Below are 17,959 nucleotides of genomic sequence, written 5' to 3' on the forward strand. Positions count from 1 at the left end.
TTAAGAAAAGCAGGTGAGATTCATGGAAGTTTTCGGTTTTATTGGGGCCAGTGGTACCGGCAAGAGCCATCATGCCCTGGTCGTTGCCTATGACCACGATATCCAGACCATCATCGACGACGGCCTGCTCATCGACCACAACCGTATCGTTGCCGGCCGGTCGGCCAAGGAAGAGACGAACCGCCTGAAGGCCGTGCGCCGGGCCATTTTCAACAAGCCTGAAGATGCAGCAGCCATGCGGGCGGCGTTGGCGAGAGTCCATCCGCCGAAACTGCTCATCCTGGGGACGTCGAAACACATGATCCACCGCATCTGCCAGGCCTTGGATCTGCCGGAAGCGTCGCAGTTCATCCGCATCGAGGATGTATCGTGCCCGTCCGAGATCGCCAAGGCCCGGGCTATCCGCCTGAAAGAAGGCAAGCATATCATCCCCGTGCCGACGATGGAACTGAAGCCCCATTTCCAGGGCTATCTCCTGGACCCGATACGCTCCTTCTTCTACGGCCGTAACGGCAAGCAGATTTCCAACTTTGAACGGTCCGTCGTCCGGCCTGTCTTCAGCTATTATGGCAAGCTGACCTTTTCGAACGAAGTACTGGAAGCCTTAGTGCGTCATGCGTTGAAACAAAATGGCGGCGTCACCAAGATCAACCGTCTGCGGGTGGCCATCAATTACAATTCAACGCGCAACGGCCTGGCTATCATCCTGTCCTTGACCATCGCCTATGGCCAGAACATCAAGAAGCTCATGAGCCGCATCCGCAAGGCTATCCAGCAGGAAGTAGAATACACGACGGGCATGGCCGTCGAAATCCTCAAGATTACGGTCCGCGGTATTTCCCAGCCGGAACACTAGGCGTCGCCGTTTTCTTCTGTCAGGACTGTCATGAGCGGCATGATGAGGCCCCGCAGGGCGTCGACATTTTCGGCAGAGAAGCCTTTGTACTGGGGCGAACGGCTCAGGTCGTCGAAGAACTCATGCATACAGGTGATGAGCTGAGGGTTGTTGAGCAAGTAAATCGGTTTGGTCTGCGGCAGGATGTGGTGCGTGTTCTTTTTTAAGAAAGCTGACGTGTAGTTGCCGTAAAAGGCGAGATTAGAAAAATTCGTATAACTGCTTTCTCCCGGTGCCGGGAGGAGAATCCCACAGGTAATGGCCGGGTTCTGCTTCATCTTTTCAACGATGAGGTTGAGCTGGGCCTTTCTTTCGTCTGGCGTCATTTGGTAGTTCATGTCGGTCAGGTAGAAACAGCCCGTTTCCAGGTAGCGGATGATAGAATTTTTGGGCATGATGATTTTCATGCGGCCCTGCTCGATGATGCGGTACCAGATGTACTGGATGCGGCGGACCCATTCTTTAGTGGCGTTAGGGTATTTCCCTTTGTCGACGAGCTGGCACAGAGACGTATAGACTTCGTCGGGGAGGAGAAATTCCAGGCCATTAGTCAGGAAGAAGAGGTACTTATTGGACGTAAAGAAGATGTCCCGGTAGCCAAAGCGTTCCATGCCCAGCGTTTGGCGGGGTTCCATGAGGACCGGCTGGACCATCATATAGGCGCAGCATTTCTTATAGATTTCCCGGACTTGGACCGGGTCGGTGATGGTCAGGCACATGTCGATGTAATCGTCGCCGTCGACGTAATAGAGGTAGGCGAAGGCATCTTTGAGGACGATGATGTTGCGGTACGACTCGTGACTGATTTCATGCATGGTGAAATTATAAGTCAGCAGATGGTCCAGGCACTGGTAGAGGCTGCTGACGGATTGGGGCATGTGGGCGGCGAAGACATCCATTTTCAGGCCTAAGTGGACATCACAGGACCAGTGGTCATTGTGACATTCTTCCAGAATCTGCCAGATGCCATTCTGGTCGAGAACGTGGAACTGGCCGGTCATGACCAGCATCCCCTGAGACGGGAGGCCTTCGATGTATTGGTGGAGGAGCTGGCGCAGGGCCGTGTGGCAGTCCGCACGGCCGGCATAGAAATGGATAGCTTGGTCGCGGTTTTCATTTTTTCCCGTCTTGATCTGGGCCTGGCGATAGGCCTGGCTGAGCAGCCCGTAGAGATGGAACGCCAGATCCTGGCCGTCGTCGGCAAAGGAGAAGATACGGTTCAAGTCGTCTTCCTGGTGCTGTTTCTGGGCGGTATCGGCAAAGAAGCGGGCCATGTCTTCGTGGATGCGATCGGCGTGGCGCGAAGCCGGCAGGCGGGCGCCGTTGACCCATTTGCTGATATAGGACATGTCGTAGTCGATAGCCTGGGATAAGGTCGTATATTTCGTCTCCGTGTATTGCAGCAGCTGCTTGAGGACTTCTGCATAAGGATTCATAACTAAGACCCCTTTGATGGTAAAATTGAATGTGTGTATATTCTTTATATTCATTATATAGCTGTGGCGGGACACCTTCAAGGAAAGACCTTGTCACGTTTGTCATCTTTCGGGCAACTTTTTCATCTTTTGTCACGGCTTTGTGCGTATTTTTCAAGGGAAAACAGGGCTATACTAAAGTCAGAAGATGAGAAGAAAAAGAGCTCATCGAAGATAAGCAAGGCAATCTATAAGGAGGGAGTCATCATGGCAAAACTGATTACAGCAGAAAATGCAGCATCGCTTATTAAGAATCGTTCGACTATCGCCGTTTGTGGTTTTGCACAGTGTGCATTACCGGAAGAAGTATTGCAGGCCCTGGAAGACCGCTTTACCAAGACCGGATATCCGCAGCAGCTGACACTGGTCCATACAGCCGGCATCGGTGACGGTGTGAGCAAAGGTGCCAGCCATTTCGCCCATGAAGGCATGCTGAAACGGGTCATTGCCGGTCATTATAACCTGGCTCCCAAACTGGGTAAACTGGTCATGGACAACAAGGTCGAAGGCTACAACCTGCCGCAGGGTACGATGGCTCAGTGGTTCCGCAGCATTGCCGGCCGCAAGCCGGGCCTCTTCACCCGCGTCGGCCTCAATACGTTCGTCGACCCCCGCATTGAAGGCGGTAAATTGAACAGCATCACCAAGGAAGACCTGGTAGAAGTGAAGGAATTGGATGGTGAAGAATACTTGTGGTACAAACCGTTCCCCATTGACGTCGCTATCGTCCACGGGACCTGTGCCGACTTGAACGGTAACGTATCGACGGATAACGAAGAAGTCCGCATGGAGCTCCTGCCCATGGCCCTGGCAGCCAAAGCCAGCGGCGGCATGGTCATCGTCCAGGTCGAAACGTTGGCCGAAAACCGGACGATTCCGCCGAAACACGTCGTCCTGCCGGGCATCGACGTCGACTACATCGTCTTGTCCAAGGTCCGTCAGGTCCAGAACCCGGCCTATACCGGTGAAATGCGTATGCCTCTGTCCCAGATTCCGCCGATGGCACTCAACGCCCGTAAGGTCATTGCCCGCCGGGCTGCGATGGAACTCGTACCCAACGCCGTCGTCAACTTGGGCATCGGGATTCCGGAAGGCGTCTCCAGTGTAGCCAATGAAGAAGGTATCGGCGATCAGCTGACACTGACTGTCGAAGCCGGACCGATTGGCGGTGTACCGGCCAGCGGCGCTGACTTTGGCGGATCGGCCAACGCCGATGCAATCGTCGACCATCCGTATCAGTTCGACTTTTACGATGGCGGCGGGCTGGACATGGCTTTCCTGGGCATGGCTGAATGTAACGCCAAAGGCGATGTCAATGTCAGTAAGTTCAAAGACCGCATCGCCGGCTGTGGCGGTTTCATCAACATCACCCAGAACACGCATAAAGTCGTCTTCTGCGGTACCTTCACGGCTAAAGGCCTGCGCGAAGAAATCCGCGACGGCAAACTGGTCATCACCCATGAAGGGGCTGTCCAGAAATTCATCGATAAGGTCGGCCAGATTACTTTCAGTGCTGACTATGCTCACAAACATAATCAGCAGGTCATGTTCATTACCGAACGCTGCGTCTTCGTCCTCACCGACAAAGGCCTGGTCCTCACGGAAATCGCACCGGGCGTGGATCTGCAAAAGGATATCCTCGACCAGATGGAATTCGTGCCGCACATTGCCGAAGACCTGAAGACCATGGACGAACGAATCTTCCGCGATGAACCCATGGGCCTGGCTCAGGACATCTTTGAACAGCAAGCCAGCTAGGGACCATTGGAGAGTCATCACTGTAAACTAAAAAAGGGGCTGTCGCATGTGCGACAACCCCTTTTTATATGAGCTGCGAGATATTATTTAGCTGCAGCTTTTTTTGCTTCGGCTTTGGCCAGGAACGGTGCCGATTCGATGATGAAGCGGTCGTGGGTAGCTTCGCCTACGAGGCCGGCTTCGTCGTGAGCTTCGATTTTGAAGGTGAGTTTTTTACGGTCCTGTTCGACCAAGGTAGCTTTGGCGGTGACGGTCAGGCCAATCGGAGTAGCTGCGACGTGTTTGACGTTCATGGCAATGCCGACGGTGTTATAGCCTTCCGGGAGCTGAGGATCGCAGGCGTTGATGGCTGCGTTTTCCATGAGGGCTACCAGGGCCGGTGTGGCATAGACCGGGGATTTGCCGCTGCCTAATTTAATGGCCGTGTTGTTTTCTGTGCATTTTTCGGAAACTTCTGCTGTCGAGTTCGCTTTGATGTTGAATTCCATAGTGGTATAACCTCCTAAGTAAATGGGAATATGCCTGAATCGTATAGATTGAGGCGATTTACATAACTATATCATATCATACTTTCCTCTTTTTTGACAGAAAAAGCGTCATGGGATACAATGAACATGTTACTGTTTGAGAAAAACGAGGAGTGAAATTATGAGAATCAAAGCTATTTTGCTGATGGCAGCGGCTGTCCTGTCGATTGGGACGGCATCGCTGGCCAAGGATAAAGGGACGATGACTAAGTTCCCCAACTGGGGCATCATCACAGTGCCCGATGATATCTACATGCAGTCCGGACGGCAGCCCATGCTGACGGCAGCGGATGAAGGGAATGACGTCATTGCATTGTTTGAAAAAATCTTCCCGATCCAGCCGGAAACGTATCAGGTCGTCAAGAAAGATGATGCCGATTTCCAGTACGCCTATTTGCTGCACTATACGGCGACGATTTGGGATGTCAAAGCCGCTGTCTACGGGGAGAACCGGGAAAATTCCTACCTCCGCGATATCGGCAGCCGGCCGGATATGCGGACCCTCATGAACCGGCTGAATCAGAATATGCCGGGGCGCCTGCCGCAGGGCTTCCGCGTCGTCTCGCCGGTGACGGCGAAGAAGACCAATGGTCATCTCTTTTATGAATGGACCATCGTCAAATCACTGGTCATCAATGGCAATCCCTTCACGGAAACGATTCACTGCCTGGCCTGGCAGCACGGCGATACGATGGAAGTCGCCGCCATCCTGGGCAACATCGCCAAAGAAGGCGATGACGACATCATCAGCGCCGTCACGGATATGTTGAAAAACGCAGAAAAAATGCCGAAGAAATAGTTTGTAGTTTGGCGTCAAATATCCAGGCGGGCCGCCCTTTGGGACGGCCCCTACGAACTGCTAGCCACTAGCCACTAACCACTAAAAAAAGTCCTGTCGCTATGCGACAGGACTTTTTTTACAACGTTTTCATCAATTCTTCCAGATGTTCTGTGAGCTTCATGTTTTCTGAGTAGTCGACGGGGCAGTCGATGATGACGGGTTTATCCTGCTGGAAGGCTTTTTTCAGTGTCGGCAGGAGGTCTTCGGTCTTTTCGATGCGGTAGCCGATGGCGTGGAAGCTTTCGGCCATTTTTACGAAGTCCGGGTTGGTGAAGTCGACGTACTGGTGATGGCCATACTGCATATCCTGTTTCCATTTGATCAGGCCATAGCTGCAGTCGTTGAAGATGAGGGTGACGAAGTTCGTGCCCAGGCGGTAAGCCGTTTCAAATTCCTGAACGTTCATCAGGAAACCGGCGTCGCCGGTGATAGCCAGGATTTTCTTATCGGGATGGACGAGTTTGGCCGAAATGGCACCGGGGACGGCAATGCCCATGGTGGCGAAACCGTTGGAGATGAGGCAGGTGTTCGGTTCGTAGCAGTTGTAATGACGGGCAATCCAGACTTTATTGGCACCGACGTCGGAAATGACGATATCGTCCTTGCCCATAATGCGGCGGCAGTCGATGAGGGCTTTCTGCGGTTTGACCGGGAAGGACATGTCGTGAGCGTAGCTTTCGTGTTCGTCGACCATTTTCTGACGGAGATCGAGGAACTGTTTCGGTTCAGCCAGGCGGGCGGCTTTGGCCATGATGCGTTCCAACGAGTTGGGGATGTTCCCGACGACTTCGACTTCCGGCTGGTAGTTCTTGTTGATATCGGCCGGCATGGTGTCGATGTGGATGATGTCGGCATTGGTCAAATGCCATTTGGCCGGGGCATATTCGATGATGTCATAGCCGACGGCGATGACCAGGCTGGCTTTTTCCAGCATCTTGGTCTGATAGTCGTCCATGGGGATGCCGACGGTCCACATGGAATATTTATTGTCAAAGGGGATGGCGCCTTTGGCCATCATGGTATTGATGACGGGGAGCTTCAATTTTTCTGCGAAAGCCGTGAGCTGCTTGGCCGCTTTGCTGCGGATGACGCCGCTGCCGGCCAGGATGACCGGATTCTTGGCATAGGAAATCATGGCAGCAGCTGCTTCGATTTGCGATTCCAAGGCCGTTTCCGGCAGGATCGTCTTATGCTGTAACGGTTTTTCATCGTCGGCGACGGGCATCTTGCTGATGTTGACCGGCAGGTCGATGAAGGTCGCACCGGGTTTTTCCCGTTCGGCATATTTGAAGGCCAGGCGGGTGATTTCTGCCATCGTGTCCGGACGGACGACGGTGTAGGCGCGGCGGGTAATCGGTTCGAACATGGCCCGCAGGTCGAGATACTGATGGGCGGTGATGTGCATTTTATCCGTACCGACCTGGCCGGAAATGGCGACCAGCGGGGCCCCGTCGCAGTCGGCATCGGCGACGCCAGTAATCAGGTTGGTAGCACCAGGCCCGAGGGTAGCCATGCAGACGCCGGCTTTGCCGGTCAGACGGCCGTAGACGTCGGCCATGAAAGCGGCGCCCTGTTCGTGACGGACGGTGATGAATTCAATCTTTGAATGTTCCAGGGCATCCATGACGGCGAGGTTTTCTTCGCCGGGGATGCCGAAGATATAATGGACGCCTTCTTCTTCCAGACATTCGACGAGAAAGTCGGCGGTGTTGCGCGTCTTCTTTTGTTCCATGGTGTGCACTCCTTTGACGATAGATGGATGAGTTGAAATTCGTGTTGCAACCTGTATTATAATATGGTATAGCTTGTTTTTCAATCATTTGAGAGGGGGATTTTATGAACATTCTAATCAGCGCCTGCCTGCTCGGCCAGTATTGCCGTTACGATGGTCAGACGAAGGTTTATCCGCAGGTACAGGATTTGCTCGGACGGGATGATATCCATTTGATTCCCGTCTGTCCGGAACAGGCTGGTGGTCTGGCGACGCCGCGGCCAGCGGCTGAACGGCAGGGCAAACGTGTCGTCACTGCTAATGGCAGCGATGTGACGGCCCAGTACCAGCGTGGCGCCGAAGCGGCTCTGTATTGGGCACGCCTGTTCCACTGTACGAAAGCCATCTTGAAGGAGAAAAGTCCGTCTTGTGGACATGGACAGATTTACGATGGTACTTTTTCCCGGACCCTGACGGCTGGCGACGGCGTGACAGCGGAATTATTACGTGCAGAAGGCCTTGAAATCACCGGCGAAAGCGACCTTCCCTGACTCTTGCTTTTATACCCCTGGTTTGCTACAATATACGAGTACGCAAGTAAGGAGGTTGCAGCGTGAATACGTTTCTACATGAAGTTTACGAATGGATTTATTCCATTATCATCGCGTTGGCCATTGCCATGGTCATCCATATCTTCTTCTTCCAGCCGACCCGCGTTTCTGGTGAATCGATGATGCCGACCCTGCACAATGGGGAATACCTCATCGTATCCAAGTGGAATCACATCCTGGGGGAAGTCCCGAATTATGGGGATATTGTCATCATCGACAGCCGCGTCCAGTATCCGCGTACGTGGAAAGATGACGTTGCCGAACCGATGAACAATTACATGGCCTTCTTCAATCATGATTTGCAGACCAAGAATATCTGGGTCAAACGGGTCATCGGCCGTCCAGGCGATACCTTGGCTTTCCATGACGGCAAGGTATGGCGCAACGGCGAGCCGTTAGATGAACCGTACATCAATGAACCGATGGAATACAGCCGCAAAGGAGAAATCAAGATTCCCGAAGGCTATGTCTTCTGCATGGGCGACAATCGCAACCACAGCAGTGACAGCCGCTTCATCGGCCCGGTCCCCATCGACCACGTCTTAGGCCACGTCATCTGGTAGGCCTCAAAACAGCATACGACAGTTCGCAATCCATCCTGTCGGTAAACAAAACTAGGAAGCATTACAAAAGGTATCTTGCAATGCAGACGGGATTGTTTCGGCAACCCCGTCTTTTTTTTGCTCTCAGTTGAAAGGAGGAACGCCTATGTATAATTTCTTAGCGAACACGAAACGCATGACCGTCGCTGCTATGGTCATGGCATTGTACATCGTCATCTTGTATGTCACCCAGGGCATTTCGTTTGGCCCGTATCAGATCCGCATCGCCACGTCGCTCTATGCATTGGCCTTTGTATATCCTTTCCTGGTCGTACCCTTGGGGCTTGCGAACTTCATCGCTAACTTTCTCTTTGGCGGCTTGGGCTTCATCGACATGATCGGTGGCTGCTTTGTCGGCATCGTCACGACATGGCTCATCGTCCAGGTCCGTCAGCGTCATTATAATCCCTGGCTGGCCGCCCTGCCCATCTGGTGGGTGCCGACCCTCTGCGTCAGCGCCTGGCTGTCGTATCTGCTCAACCTGCCTTATGCCGTCCTGGTCAGCAGCCTGGCTGTCGGTCAGCTGCCGCCGGCTATCTGCGGGGTCCTGCTCATCCAGGCCCTGAGCCATCGCTATATTTTGAAAAAGGAGTTTTGATCTATGAGCCGAAGTAAAGAAGAACTGCAGGGCGTGACCAAGCTGGGCAATCAGCATACGGTGTATGCCCAGGACTACGATCCGTCTTTATTGGAAACATTTGTCAACAAGCATCCCGACCGGGACTATTTCGTCAAGTTCAATTGTCCCGAGTTCACCAGTCTCTGCCCCATGACGGGCCAGCCGGACTATGCGACGATTTATATTTCTTACGTCCCAGGGGAACGCATGGTAGAAAGCAAGTCGCTGAAGCTCTACCTGTTCAGTTTCCGCAATCACGGCGATTTCCATGAAGACTGCGTCAATATCATCATGGACGACCTCATCCGGGCCATGGACCCGAAATACATCGAAGTGTGGGGGAAATTCCTGCCCCGCGGCGGTATCAGCATCGACCCGTACTGCAATTACGGCCGGCCCGGTACGCCCTGGGCTGACGTGGCCTGGCAGCGCCTGTCCCAGCATGATTTATATCCTGAAAAAGTAGATAATCGCTAAATCTATTACCTTTTACGGCTGTTTCATGATATAATAATCTAAAAACAACAGAAGTAAGGGGTGTTACCTGTGAAATTGAAAAAAATGCTTTTGGCCCTGGGCTTTTCCCTGGTCTTGTCGGCATCGGTCTTCGCAGCGGATAATATGTGGCAATATAACCAGTATACGTCCATCGACATGAACTCGGCCAAGCTCTATTACGATATGGGCCGCCAGATCCTGTCCTTCGATACGGTGGAAAAATCCGGCGAAACGACAGACTACTGCACCTATGTGTATAACATCGATGACCAGACGATCCAGCTGAAAAAGATGATTACCAAGACGAAGAAGCATAAGTATAAGAGCAGCTTCTATCCGGAATCCATCAAAGACGGCAATGCCGTCATCAAGGCCAGAGCCCGCATGGCGAATGACGTATTGGCCAAAGTAAAGGAAAAGAACGAAAAATAAAGGGTGTGATGTTTGAGGTTTGATGTTTGAAGTAATGATTTTAAATTTAACGCTATCCACATCAAACATCAAACTTACTACTTCAAACTCAAAAAGAGGCTGCCTTCGAGAGACAGCCTCTTTTTATACGACATCACTTGCCTTTAACGCAGATGCTGAGCCATTTTGGCAGTTTGTGTTCGACGACGACCCATGAGTAGGCGGCGGCACAGGCTGTGACGATGACGTAGATGGCGATGATGTGGACGGCCCGCAGGTAAATATGCAGGTGAGCCGCCAGGCCCGTGCAGGCGCTGAGGAAGACCGGATGGACCAGGTAGATGGGGTACGAGTAGTCGCCCAGGAGGGAGAAGACTTTGTGGACCCACTGCGGTACAGGCCGACATTCCCACCAGTAGAGGAGGAAGAGCATCGTCGACAGGGTATAGGCCATGCCGATAGGGCTGAGCTGATGGATGGTGAAGACTGCCGATAAGGGGTCATAGCCCAGGTAGTGCATGACGCCGTAGTACGCGGCCAGCATGCCCAGCGTCGTCGCCGCCTGGAAGACGTTGACCAGGACGCCGTGCTTTTTCAGCCAGTCCGTGACGCTGCCGAAGTGTTCTGCCGTGAAGGCGCCGAACATGAAGATGAACAAGTAGTGCAGGACGATGTAGTTCAAACGGAAGTTGAAAGCGTCCTGGATGAGGGGATTGTTGGAATGGACCGTCCAGATATAACTGGAATAGAAGTTGAAGGCCATGTTGGCGAAGAAGAGAAGAGTAAACGACAGCCACGGTGCTTTATCCATGAAGCGCAGGAGCGGCCGCCACAGGGGCATGAGGAAGTAGAACCACAAGAGGATGACCAGGAAGTAAATATGATACATGGCCAGGCCGTACCACAAGGTACGGAAAAAGGCGTAAGGCTGGAAGACACTGAAGTTGTGGCTGATGACCGATACGTAGACCATGTAGAACAGGGACCAGGCCAGGTAGGGGACGAAGACCGTCCGCAGGCGGCGCCGCAGGTAGTCTTTATAGACGAAGGGCTGGTCCAGGGGCTGGCTGTAGAACATGCCGAAAGCCGACAGGAAGAAAAAGGCCGGCACGGAAAAACGGGACAGGATTTCCAGGATGGCCACCAGGCCCAGGTTGGGCGACGGATTGACGATAGCGACGGAGCCGACATGGATGGCGATGACGCCGAGCATACAAAGGCCGCGCATATAGTTGATAGAATGAATGAATCGTTTTGACATCTGACACCTCGAAAGATACAATAAAGATAATTAGGATAATGACCTATCCTATTATAACAAATTTTTTCAGCTTGGACAGGGAGGCTTTATGACAGAAGATATAAAAAAAGTGACCCGCACGGGACTCATCCTGGCAGTGACCTTGATCCTGCAGGGTCTCCGCCTGGTCATTCCCATACCGCCGCAGGTCAGCATGTTCGTCGTCGGGTCCCTGGTCAATGCCTGTCTCCTCGTGGCGGTCCTCCTCATCGGCCGCCGTGCCGGCCTGGTCGTGGCCGGGTGTACGCCGGTCTTTGCCTGGCTGGAAGGGATGCTGCCCTTCTTTCCCTTTGTCTTTCCCGTAGGGCTGGGCAACTGTTTCTACGTCTGGACGGCCTGGCGCTGGCAGCGGTACGGTCTGCCGGCTTTTTGCGGCGGTGCCTTGGGGAAGGCGGCCATCCTCTATGGCTCGTTCTACCTGCTGTTCGCCTGTATTGCGTTTCCGCCGGCTGTGCGCCATATGCTGTTGTTTGCTATGAGCTGGCCCCAGATCGTGACCGGCATCATCGGGGCGGTCCTGGGAATGGAAATCAGCCGTTTCCTCGGGCATCGGCCTGAATAGAAAGGAAGGTATGTATGTTCTTGCAAATATTTTATTATCTCCCGGCTATCCTCGGCGTGTTGTTCATTGCCGTCGGGGCCTATCACGGCTGGAAGTTCCGCAGCATGACGCGGCGCTGTAAGGTAGCGGCTGTAGGGACGCTCCTCGGATTTGAAGAAAAGAAGATGAAGAGCGGAACTCTTTATTACCCCGTCGTCCGTTTTCAGACGCAAGACGGCAAGACCTATCAGGCCCGGTATGCCTTTGGCGATGCCGAATGGGATTATACGGCCGGCGATGAACTGGACCTTCGTTATAATCCGGCGGATCCACAGGAAATCTATCTCGATCACGTGCAAAGTGTCTGGCAGCAGTATGCCAGTCCTTTTTTCATCATTATCGGCGGCCTTATCTTTATCGCTGCGTATTACTTCATTTTGTAAATAAAGGAGGACCTGGTTACGTTGGAAGAAAATGAAAGAGCTGTGGCTGCCATGCGGCAGTTTTTAGAGGCCCTGGGACTGGATCTCCAGGCTTTGGGCATGGAAAAGACGCCGCACCGCGTCGCTCAGGCTTTTGGGGAATTTTTTTCGGGGCTCAGGGAAAATCCCGATGACGAGTGGCAGGCTCCCATTGCGACCCAGAGCGATGGCTTGGTCGTCGTCCGCAACATCCGCTTCCATTCGATGTGCGAACACCATTTGCTGCCTTTTTTCGGCTCCGTCCATGTGGCCTATTATCCGAAAAACGGAACTATCGCCGGCTTCGGCCATTTTGTCCGCGCCGTCGACATCCTGGCCCGGCGGCCGCAGCTCCAGGAACGGATGACCGATGACCTGTGCCAGTCCATTTGCCGCGGCCTCGATCCGGAAGGTGTCCTGATCATCGTCAAAGCGACTCATTTATGCCTGACCATGCGCGACCGCATGGCTATCGATTCAAATATCGTAACGACGGCGTCATCGGGCTGTCTGAAAGAGGGGACAGCCGCCTATGATCAGGCTTGGAAACTGCTCATGGAGGAGGAAAAAGATGGATAAAATCGTCCTGACAGGACTTCATTTTTATGGGTATCATGGCTGTCTGCCCGAAGAAAAGCGCCAGGGCCAGCCTTTTCACATCGATTTGACGCTGGAAACGGACTTGGGACGGGCCGGCCAGACCGATGACCTGACGCAGACTGTCGATTACAGTGCCGTCTATGGCGTCGTCAAGGAAGTCGTCGAAGGGCCGTCCTTCGACTTGATCGAACGGGTGGGACAGGTCATTGCCGACCGCATCCTGGCCGAGTTCCCACCGGTCCAGGCCCTGACCGTGACCGTCCATAAGCCGCAGGCCCCCATCGGCGGACCCTTTGATGATGCGGCCATCGTCCTGGAAAGGCGGCGCCATGGCTAGATTCTATCTCAGTATCGGCGCCAATCTGGGCGACCGGATGGCGACGCTGCGCCAGGCCGTCCGTCTCCTGGCCGATACGCCAGGGGTAATGGTGACGGCCGTTTCCCCGTTCTATGAAACACCGCCCTGGGGAAAGACCGACCAGCCTGCCTTTATCAACGGGGCCGTGGCTGTCGAAACGGAACTGTCCGGACAGGAACTGCTTGACGCCTGTCTGGATATCGAACGGCGGTTAGGACGCGTGCGCCACGAAAAGTGGGGCGCCCGGACTATTGATATCGACCTCGTCTACAGCCCGGACGAAACGTGCCGGACGGAAACCCTGACTTTGCCGCATCCCTATCTGACCCGGCGGGCTTTCGTCCTGGTACCCTTGCGGGACCTGGCACCGGACCTCATCCTTTGCGGCCGGTCCATCGGTGACTGGCTGGACCAGCTGCCGGATACAGACTCTATCAGAAAGAAGGACAACTAACTATGGAAAAAATACTCATTGCAGATGATGAACAGCTCATGCGTCAATTAGTCATCGATTTCTTGAAGCCCGAAGGCTACGAAATCCTGGAAGCGTCGGACGGCAAAGAAGCCCTGGATATTTATGATAAAGAACACCCGGACCTCATCCTCCTGGACGTCATGATGCCGGGGTACGACGGCTGGACTGTCTGCCGTGAAATCCGCCGTGAATCGACAGTGCCCATCATGATGCTGACGGCTAAGGGCGAAGAAATCGACCAGCTCTTCGCCTATGACCTCGGTGCCGATGAATACATCACCAAGCCGTTCAGCCCGAAAATCCTGGTCGCCAAGATCAAAGCCCTCCTGCGCCGTTCCCAGAATGAACAGGAAACGCATGAAGCCGACGATGGCGTCGCCATCGACCGCGATGCCCGCCAGGTCGTCATCGACGGCAAGAACGTCGACCTCAGTCCGACGGAATACAAGCTCCTCAATTATCTCATGAGCAATACCGGCAAGGCCCTGAGCCGCCGTCAGATCCTCAATCAGGTCTGGAATTACGATTATTATGGTGATTTGCGGACTGTCGATACGCACATCAACCGCCTGCGCATCAAATTGGGCGATAAAGGCCGCTATATCCGCACGGTCCGCGGCTACGGTTACCGCTATGATGGCAAATGAGCAAAGCGCGCTGGTCGTTAAAGTTTAAGGCTGGACTCTATGTCGGCTTTTTTACGATTTTCTTCATCATCACTCTCATGGCAGCCGTTGGCTTCGGCTTTGATCGTTACTATTATTTCATGAAGAAAGAAGCCATGAGTGAAGCCAGCCAGAAAATCAGCACCATCTACCGGGAAGAAGGCAAGCCAGACGAGAGCCAGCTCGATGATTTGAGCCAGCATTATGCTTTGGATGTGCTCATCGTCGACCATGGCCGGCTCGTCTATTCATCCCGGCCGGGGCGGCGGGTCTTTATTCCGCCGGATAAACCGCCGCTCACCAGCCATGATGTCGTCGTCACGGGGAAAGAAGATGAGGCGGCTCAGGTGAAGAACAATTTCAAGATGCCCCTGCATGTAGAAGAGCTCCTGGATTTGCTCAATGGCAAGGTACCTGATGAGGACATGCTGGGCAAGGTTGAGCTGTATAAGGATATGCCCGATTTTGAGCATTTCAACCTCATCGACCGCATCCAGGATGGCACCTATGTCATCATCAGCCAGTCCGTCGCACCCATGCGGGAGAATATCTATATCGTCCAGCGGTTCATCATCGTCTGCGGCCTCCTCTGGCTGGTCCTGGCCCTTATCGGTACGCTTTTCCTGACGAAGCGCATGACCCGGCCCCTGCTGGAACTGAAGAATCTGGCCGTGGCCATGGCCCATCTCGATTTTTCCAAGCGCTGGCAGGGGCATTTCAACGATGAAATTGGTGAACTCGGCGACAGCATCAATACCTTGGCCCATCAGCTCGATGTCGCACTGACGGCGCTGCAGCAGTCCAATACGGAACTGCAGAAACAGCTCGATAAGGCCAAGGAAGTGGAACATATGCGCAAATCCTTCTTGTCCGCTGTCTCCCATGAGTTGAAGACGCCTCTGGCTATCATCCAGGGCTACGCCGAAGGGCTGGACACCCTGGACATCGACAAGGCGACACAACAGCGCTACTGTGCCGTCATCCGCAGTGAAACCCAGAAGATGGATAAACTGGTCAAGGACCTGCTCAACTTGTCGCGCCTGGAAACGGGCTCCTTCAAACTGGAGCAGACCGTCTTCGACTTCACGGCCCTGGCCGAAGAAAGCAAGGCTCGTTTTGCCAAAACCATTGCCGATAAGGGCATCACTGCCGATTGGGAGCTGCCAGCTGAGATGAACGTCTATGGCGACCCGGAACGGATCGATACGATTGTGACCAATTTCTTGAGCAACGCCATTGATTATACGAGGTCCGGCGGACATATCCGCGTCTTTGCCGATGACTTGGGGACGCGGTATCGCATCTCCGTCTACAATGAAGGCAGCCACATTGCTGAAGAATATCAGCAGCGCATCTGGGAGCCTTTCTATAAGATCGACTCGTCGCGGGCCCGCAGCCCGAAACGCGTCTTCGGTGGCCACGGCCTGGGATTGGGAACGGTTGCTGCCTTAGTGAAACTCCACGGCGAACAATACGGCGTCCGCAACGAAACGGATGGCGTCACCTTCTGGTTTACCCTTAAGAAGAGCTAGTTCGTCGTTCATCGTAGGCCGTTCGTCGTTCATCAACAAACGAAAAGGGGCTGTCGCATTAAGCGACAAGCCCCTTTTGTGGTTCGTTTGGCGTGGTTCGTTTGCCGAAAATTCTCACAGCTGCAAGAAAAATGATATTTTCATACAGTAGATTGTTAAAAAATTTAAACCTTCACGGCAAACAAATCACGAACCACGGCAAACCACGTGAAAAAAGGGATTGTGCATGACGGCAAAAGCCTTCGTGCGACAATCCCTTTTTACTGCTAAAACGACCGTTTTCCCAAGGTGGGGTGGCTGCATTTTTTCAAGGTCAGGTGGTCGACGAGGTAGCCGGCCTGGTCGAGATCGACGTCTTCTTTCTGTCCGTCGTGTTCAAAGACGCAGAGCGGATGGTCTGTACCGACTTCACCGCCAGGGAGATAGATGTATTCACCCGTTTCGGCATCGCCGAAGATGATGCCGGCTAAGAGGTGTTTTTTGGCTATCTGGCTCATCGCAGGGCCTCCTGTCCGTCGAATTTGATTTCTAAGAGCTTGCAGTCCCGGTAATCGGCCGAGACGAGCTGGAGCAGTGTCCCGTTATAACGGCGCGGGAACATGGTCCCGGGCTGCATGCCGTGGAGATGGCCGAAGACGCAGAGCGGGACGTGGTATTTTTCTAAAAGGTCCGTAAAGCCGCTGGGCTTGGTCAGGTCGCAGACCGGCGGATAGTGGAGCAGGAGAATCGTATGCCGGCACTGTAAAGCTTCCGCTTCCTGCAGGGTCCGTTCGACGCGCAGGAGTTCCCGCCGGTACGGCTTGGCGTCCCGGTCTTCCTGGTAATGGATATCGCCGGGGCAGACCCAGCCATGAGTGCCGCAGATGGCGATTTCCTTGTCGCCCAGGACAGCTGTCGAGCCGTAGAGGTACTGTATCTTATTTTCGGCGTCCATGCGGTTCAGCTTACCGGCACTTTCCCACCAGTAGTCATGGTTGCCGCGGATCATGATTTTCCTGCCCGGCAGGGCCCGAATCTGATCCAGGTCTTCCTGGGCATCCTTCAGGTGCATGGCCCAAGACGTATCGCCGGCGATGAGGACGACGTCATCGTCACTGACACGGCTCTTCCAGTCGGCGGCGATGCGCTGCCAATGGTTCTTCCAGCGGCTGCCGAAGACTTCCATCGGCTTTTTAGGGGGATTGCCTGATAAATGTAGATCACCGATTGCAAATAAACGCATAGAGTTGTAATAACCGTCCTTTCTTATAGTTCATGCAAGCGCTGCTGCAAAGCATGAATGAAGCGCGCTGAATGGCCTCCGTTCGCGATTTGGGGAATCATATAGCCTACGTAGAGGGGGTTGGTCAGGAAGCGCGGGATAATTTTGACATACAAGGCATCGTCAGCCGGGAAGTCATAGAAGAAGATATTATAACTGTCGTTGAAGCTGACAAAGGAGTGCATGAAATAATCTGCCGTCCGCTGCATATAGCGGACGAATTTCCCCAGCTTTTCCCGGTCCTTGAGGATGAGGTTCACTTCGTAGAAACCGATGATGGGGCGCTGGGACAAGTTGACGGTCAGGCCGTCTTCCTCGACGATGGCAGGTCCGACGAAATGGAAGGGCTTGATATCCTGGTGATAGTCGTAGTCCTTGAAGCCGACGATCTGCGAATGGGGATGATGGATCGTGCCGCCTGCCATATAACCGTGGTTGCGGTAGAAGACGACGGACCGGAATTTCCCCATGTCTTTGACTTGCTGCCATTTTTCCAGGCCGAACTGGATGAGCTTCAGGGCGTATTCCGGCGTATACGATGAAAATTCGCCATCGCAGTCATCGCTTTCGATGATCAGCGTCTGCCACGAATCCTTGAGGACGGGATAGGCGTTTTCCAGCCAGATCATAGGGCCCCGCTTTTCCATGACATTCTTCAGATGGGCTACGTCGCAAAACGGACAATACTTTTCATCGCGATGGACCGTGTCGGGCTTGGTTTTGCCCAGGTCCAGATTATATTCCAAGATGTGAGATAAGGGATTTTCATTCATGATGACCGCTCCTTTTGATACCTACTATACATTGTAGCATAGAGA

Annotated in this window: 22 protein-coding genes; 15 read left to right on the forward strand and 7 right to left on the reverse strand. The window is 53.6% G+C overall.

Annotated features, from left to right (window positions below):
• Positions 1–22 precede the first annotated feature (22 nt).
• Positions 23–856, forward strand: coding sequence for an Asp23/Gls24 family envelope stress response protein (locus NOS26_RS06995; protein WP_014016084.1), 834 nt, complete (start codon positions 23–25; stop codon positions 854–856).
• On the opposite strand, the gene NOS26_RS07000 is transcribed toward NOS26_RS06995, so the two are convergent.
• Positions 853–2,331, reverse strand: coding sequence for a hypothetical protein (locus NOS26_RS07000; RefSeq protein ID WP_095340194.1), 1,479 nt, complete (start codon positions 2,329–2,331; stop codon positions 853–855). The genes NOS26_RS06995 and NOS26_RS07000 overlap by 4 nt on opposite strands.
• A gap of 246 nt (positions 2,332–2,577) precedes the next feature.
• On the opposite strand from NOS26_RS07000, the gene NOS26_RS07005 reads away from it, so the two are divergent.
• The gene (locus NOS26_RS07005; protein WP_036203665.1) at positions 2,578–4,128 is read left to right on the forward strand and encodes an acyl CoA:acetate/3-ketoacid CoA transferase; all 1,551 of its coding nucleotides are present in this window, start codon (positions 2,578–2,580) and stop codon (positions 4,126–4,128) included.
• Between the two features lie 83 nt (positions 4,129–4,211).
• Here the strand turns inward: NOS26_RS07005 and NOS26_RS07010 are convergent, their stop codons facing one another.
• Positions 4,212–4,616, reverse strand: coding sequence for a thioesterase family protein (locus NOS26_RS07010; protein WP_014016087.1), 405 nt, complete (start codon positions 4,614–4,616; stop codon positions 4,212–4,214).
• A 160-nt stretch (positions 4,617–4,776) separates the two neighbouring features.
• Here NOS26_RS07010 and NOS26_RS07015 point away from each other — a divergent pair, with 160 nt between their 5' ends.
• Positions 4,777–5,454: a hypothetical protein gene (locus NOS26_RS07015; protein ID WP_255917470.1), complete on the forward strand. Its 678-nt coding sequence runs from the start codon at positions 4,777–4,779 to the stop codon at positions 5,452–5,454.
• A gap of 118 nt (positions 5,455–5,572) precedes the next feature.
• Here NOS26_RS07015 and NOS26_RS07020 read toward each other — a convergent pair whose 3' ends face one another.
• Complete coding sequence (locus NOS26_RS07020; protein WP_255917471.1) at positions 5,573–7,228, reverse strand: acetolactate synthase large subunit; 1,656 nt, start codon at positions 7,226–7,228, stop codon at positions 5,573–5,575.
• 104 nt (positions 7,229–7,332) lie between these two features.
• Between NOS26_RS07020 and NOS26_RS07025 the strand changes: the two genes are divergently transcribed.
• From NOS26_RS07025 to NOS26_RS07045, 5 genes are all read left to right on the forward strand, one after another.
• Positions 7,333–7,758, forward strand: a complete 426-nt coding sequence (locus NOS26_RS07025; RefSeq protein WP_169013388.1) for a DUF523 domain-containing protein — start codon at positions 7,333–7,335, stop codon at positions 7,756–7,758.
• A gap of 62 nt (positions 7,759–7,820) precedes the next feature.
• Complete coding sequence (gene lepB, locus NOS26_RS07030; protein WP_022497337.1) at positions 7,821–8,381, forward strand: signal peptidase I; 561 nt, start codon at positions 7,821–7,823, stop codon at positions 8,379–8,381.
• Between the two features lie 145 nt (positions 8,382–8,526).
• On the forward strand, positions 8,527–9,018 hold the full coding sequence (locus tag NOS26_RS07035; RefSeq protein WP_027895098.1) for a QueT transporter family protein: 492 nt from the start codon (positions 8,527–8,529) through the stop codon (positions 9,016–9,018).
• Positions 9,019–9,021: 3 nt separating this feature from the next.
• Positions 9,022–9,516, forward strand: a complete 495-nt coding sequence (gene queF, locus NOS26_RS07040) for a preQ(1) synthase (RefSeq protein ID WP_255917472.1) — start codon at positions 9,022–9,024, stop codon at positions 9,514–9,516.
• A gap of 69 nt (positions 9,517–9,585) precedes the next feature.
• The gene (locus tag NOS26_RS07045; protein WP_255917473.1) at positions 9,586–9,969 is read left to right on the forward strand and encodes a hypothetical protein; all 384 of its coding nucleotides are present in this window, start codon (positions 9,586–9,588) and stop codon (positions 9,967–9,969) included.
• Between the two features lie 133 nt (positions 9,970–10,102).
• Here NOS26_RS07045 and NOS26_RS07050 read toward each other — a convergent pair whose 3' ends face one another.
• Positions 10,103–11,209, reverse strand: a complete 1,107-nt coding sequence (locus tag NOS26_RS07050; protein ID WP_072981785.1) for an acyltransferase — start codon at positions 11,207–11,209, stop codon at positions 10,103–10,105.
• Between the two features lie 88 nt (positions 11,210–11,297).
• Here NOS26_RS07050 and NOS26_RS07055 point away from each other — a divergent pair, with 88 nt between their 5' ends.
• From NOS26_RS07055 to NOS26_RS07085, 7 genes are read left to right on the forward strand one after another with little or no spacing between them, the layout of a single operon-like run.
• Positions 11,298–11,810 (forward strand): ECF transporter S component, encoded by a 513-nt coding sequence (locus NOS26_RS07055; protein ID WP_255917474.1) that lies wholly within the window; start codon positions 11,298–11,300, stop codon positions 11,808–11,810.
• Positions 11,811–11,824: 14 nt separating this feature from the next.
• Positions 11,825–12,232, forward strand: coding sequence for a DUF3592 domain-containing protein (locus NOS26_RS07060; protein WP_036203726.1), 408 nt, complete (start codon positions 11,825–11,827; stop codon positions 12,230–12,232).
• 21 nt (positions 12,233–12,253) lie between these two features.
• Positions 12,254–12,829: a GTP cyclohydrolase I gene (folE, locus tag NOS26_RS07065; protein ID WP_255917475.1), complete on the forward strand. Its 576-nt coding sequence runs from the start codon at positions 12,254–12,256 to the stop codon at positions 12,827–12,829.
• Positions 12,822–13,187: a dihydroneopterin aldolase gene (folB, locus tag NOS26_RS07070; protein WP_014016099.1), complete on the forward strand. Its 366-nt coding sequence runs from the start codon at positions 12,822–12,824 to the stop codon at positions 13,185–13,187. Before folE ends, folB begins: the two co-directional genes overlap by 8 nt.
• Positions 13,180–13,662: a 2-amino-4-hydroxy-6-hydroxymethyldihydropteridine diphosphokinase gene (folK, locus tag NOS26_RS07075; RefSeq protein WP_014016100.1), complete on the forward strand. Its 483-nt coding sequence runs from the start codon at positions 13,180–13,182 to the stop codon at positions 13,660–13,662. Before folB ends, folK begins: the two co-directional genes overlap by 8 nt.
• 2 nt (positions 13,663–13,664) lie before the next feature.
• Positions 13,665–14,330, forward strand: a complete 666-nt coding sequence (locus tag NOS26_RS07080; protein WP_014016101.1) for a response regulator transcription factor — start codon at positions 13,665–13,667, stop codon at positions 14,328–14,330.
• A complete protein-coding gene (locus tag NOS26_RS07085) occupies positions 14,327–15,880 on the forward strand; it encodes a cell wall metabolism sensor histidine kinase WalK (protein WP_054336316.1) in 1,554 nt (517 codons plus the stop codon). Before NOS26_RS07080 ends, NOS26_RS07085 begins: the two co-directional genes overlap by 4 nt.
• A gap of 266 nt (positions 15,881–16,146) precedes the next feature.
• On the opposite strand, the gene NOS26_RS07090 is transcribed toward NOS26_RS07085, so the two are convergent.
• The 3 genes from NOS26_RS07090 to NOS26_RS07100 are packed head-to-tail and all read right to left on the reverse strand — an operon-like array spanning position 16,147 to position 17,914.
• On the reverse strand, positions 16,147–16,377 hold the full coding sequence (locus NOS26_RS07090; protein WP_014016103.1) for a hypothetical protein: 231 nt from the start codon (positions 16,375–16,377) through the stop codon (positions 16,147–16,149).
• A complete protein-coding gene (locus NOS26_RS07095; protein ID WP_169013393.1) occupies positions 16,374–17,102 on the reverse strand; it encodes a metallophosphoesterase in 729 nt (242 codons plus the stop codon). Before NOS26_RS07095 ends, NOS26_RS07090 begins: the two co-directional genes overlap by 4 nt.
• Positions 17,103–17,125: 23 nt before the next feature.
• Positions 17,126–17,914, reverse strand: coding sequence for a DUF4931 domain-containing protein (locus NOS26_RS07100; RefSeq protein ID WP_255917477.1), 789 nt, complete (start codon positions 17,912–17,914; stop codon positions 17,126–17,128).
• Positions 17,915–17,959: the final 45 nt, after the last annotated feature.

The sequence above is a fragment of the Megasphaera sp. SC8-1 genome, from assembly GCF_024436295.1.
Classification (GTDB): domain Bacteria; phylum Bacillota; class Negativicutes; order Veillonellales; family Megasphaeraceae; genus Megasphaera; species Megasphaera elsdenii.

Coding starts and splice junctions, on each gene's coding strand:
- NOS26_RS06995 (WP_014016084.1), top strand. CDS start 23: ATGGAAGTTTTCGGTTTTATTGGGGCCAGTGGTACCGGCAAGAGCCAT.
- NOS26_RS07000 (WP_095340194.1), bottom strand. CDS start 2,331: ATGAATCCTTATGCAGAAGTCCTCAAGCAGCTGCTGCAATACACGGAG.
- NOS26_RS07005 (WP_036203665.1), top strand. CDS start 2,578: ATGGCAAAACTGATTACAGCAGAAAATGCAGCATCGCTTATTAAGAAT.
- NOS26_RS07010 (WP_014016087.1), bottom strand. CDS start 4,616: ATGGAATTCAACATCAAAGCGAACTCGACAGCAGAAGTTTCCGAAAAA.
- NOS26_RS07015 (WP_255917470.1), top strand. CDS start 4,777: ATGAGAATCAAAGCTATTTTGCTGATGGCAGCGGCTGTCCTGTCGATT.
- NOS26_RS07020 (WP_255917471.1), bottom strand. CDS start 7,228: ATGGAACAAAAGAAGACGCGCAACACCGCCGACTTTCTCGTCGAATGT.
- NOS26_RS07025 (WP_169013388.1), top strand. CDS start 7,333: ATGAACATTCTAATCAGCGCCTGCCTGCTCGGCCAGTATTGCCGTTAC.
- NOS26_RS07035 (WP_027895098.1), top strand. CDS start 8,527: ATGTATAATTTCTTAGCGAACACGAAACGCATGACCGTCGCTGCTATG.
- queF (WP_255917472.1), top strand. CDS start 9,022: ATGAGCCGAAGTAAAGAAGAACTGCAGGGCGTGACCAAGCTGGGCAAT.
- NOS26_RS07050 (WP_072981785.1), bottom strand. CDS start 11,209: ATGTCAAAACGATTCATTCATTCTATCAACTATATGCGCGGCCTTTGT.
- NOS26_RS07055 (WP_255917474.1), top strand. CDS start 11,298: ATGACAGAAGATATAAAAAAAGTGACCCGCACGGGACTCATCCTGGCA.
- NOS26_RS07060 (WP_036203726.1), top strand. CDS start 11,825: ATGTTCTTGCAAATATTTTATTATCTCCCGGCTATCCTCGGCGTGTTG.
- folB (WP_014016099.1), top strand. CDS start 12,822: ATGGATAAAATCGTCCTGACAGGACTTCATTTTTATGGGTATCATGGC.
- folK (WP_014016100.1), top strand. CDS start 13,180: ATGGCTAGATTCTATCTCAGTATCGGCGCCAATCTGGGCGACCGGATG.
- NOS26_RS07080 (WP_014016101.1), top strand. CDS start 13,665: ATGGAAAAAATACTCATTGCAGATGATGAACAGCTCATGCGTCAATTA.
- NOS26_RS07085 (WP_054336316.1), top strand. CDS start 14,327: ATGAGCAAAGCGCGCTGGTCGTTAAAGTTTAAGGCTGGACTCTATGTC.
- NOS26_RS07090 (WP_014016103.1), bottom strand. CDS start 16,377: ATGAGCCAGATAGCCAAAAAACACCTCTTAGCCGGCATCATCTTCGGC.
- NOS26_RS07095 (WP_169013393.1), bottom strand. CDS start 17,102: ATGCGTTTATTTGCAATCGGTGATCTACATTTATCAGGCAATCCCCCT.
- NOS26_RS07100 (WP_255917477.1), bottom strand. CDS start 17,914: ATGAATGAAAATCCCTTATCTCACATCTTGGAATATAATCTGGACCTG.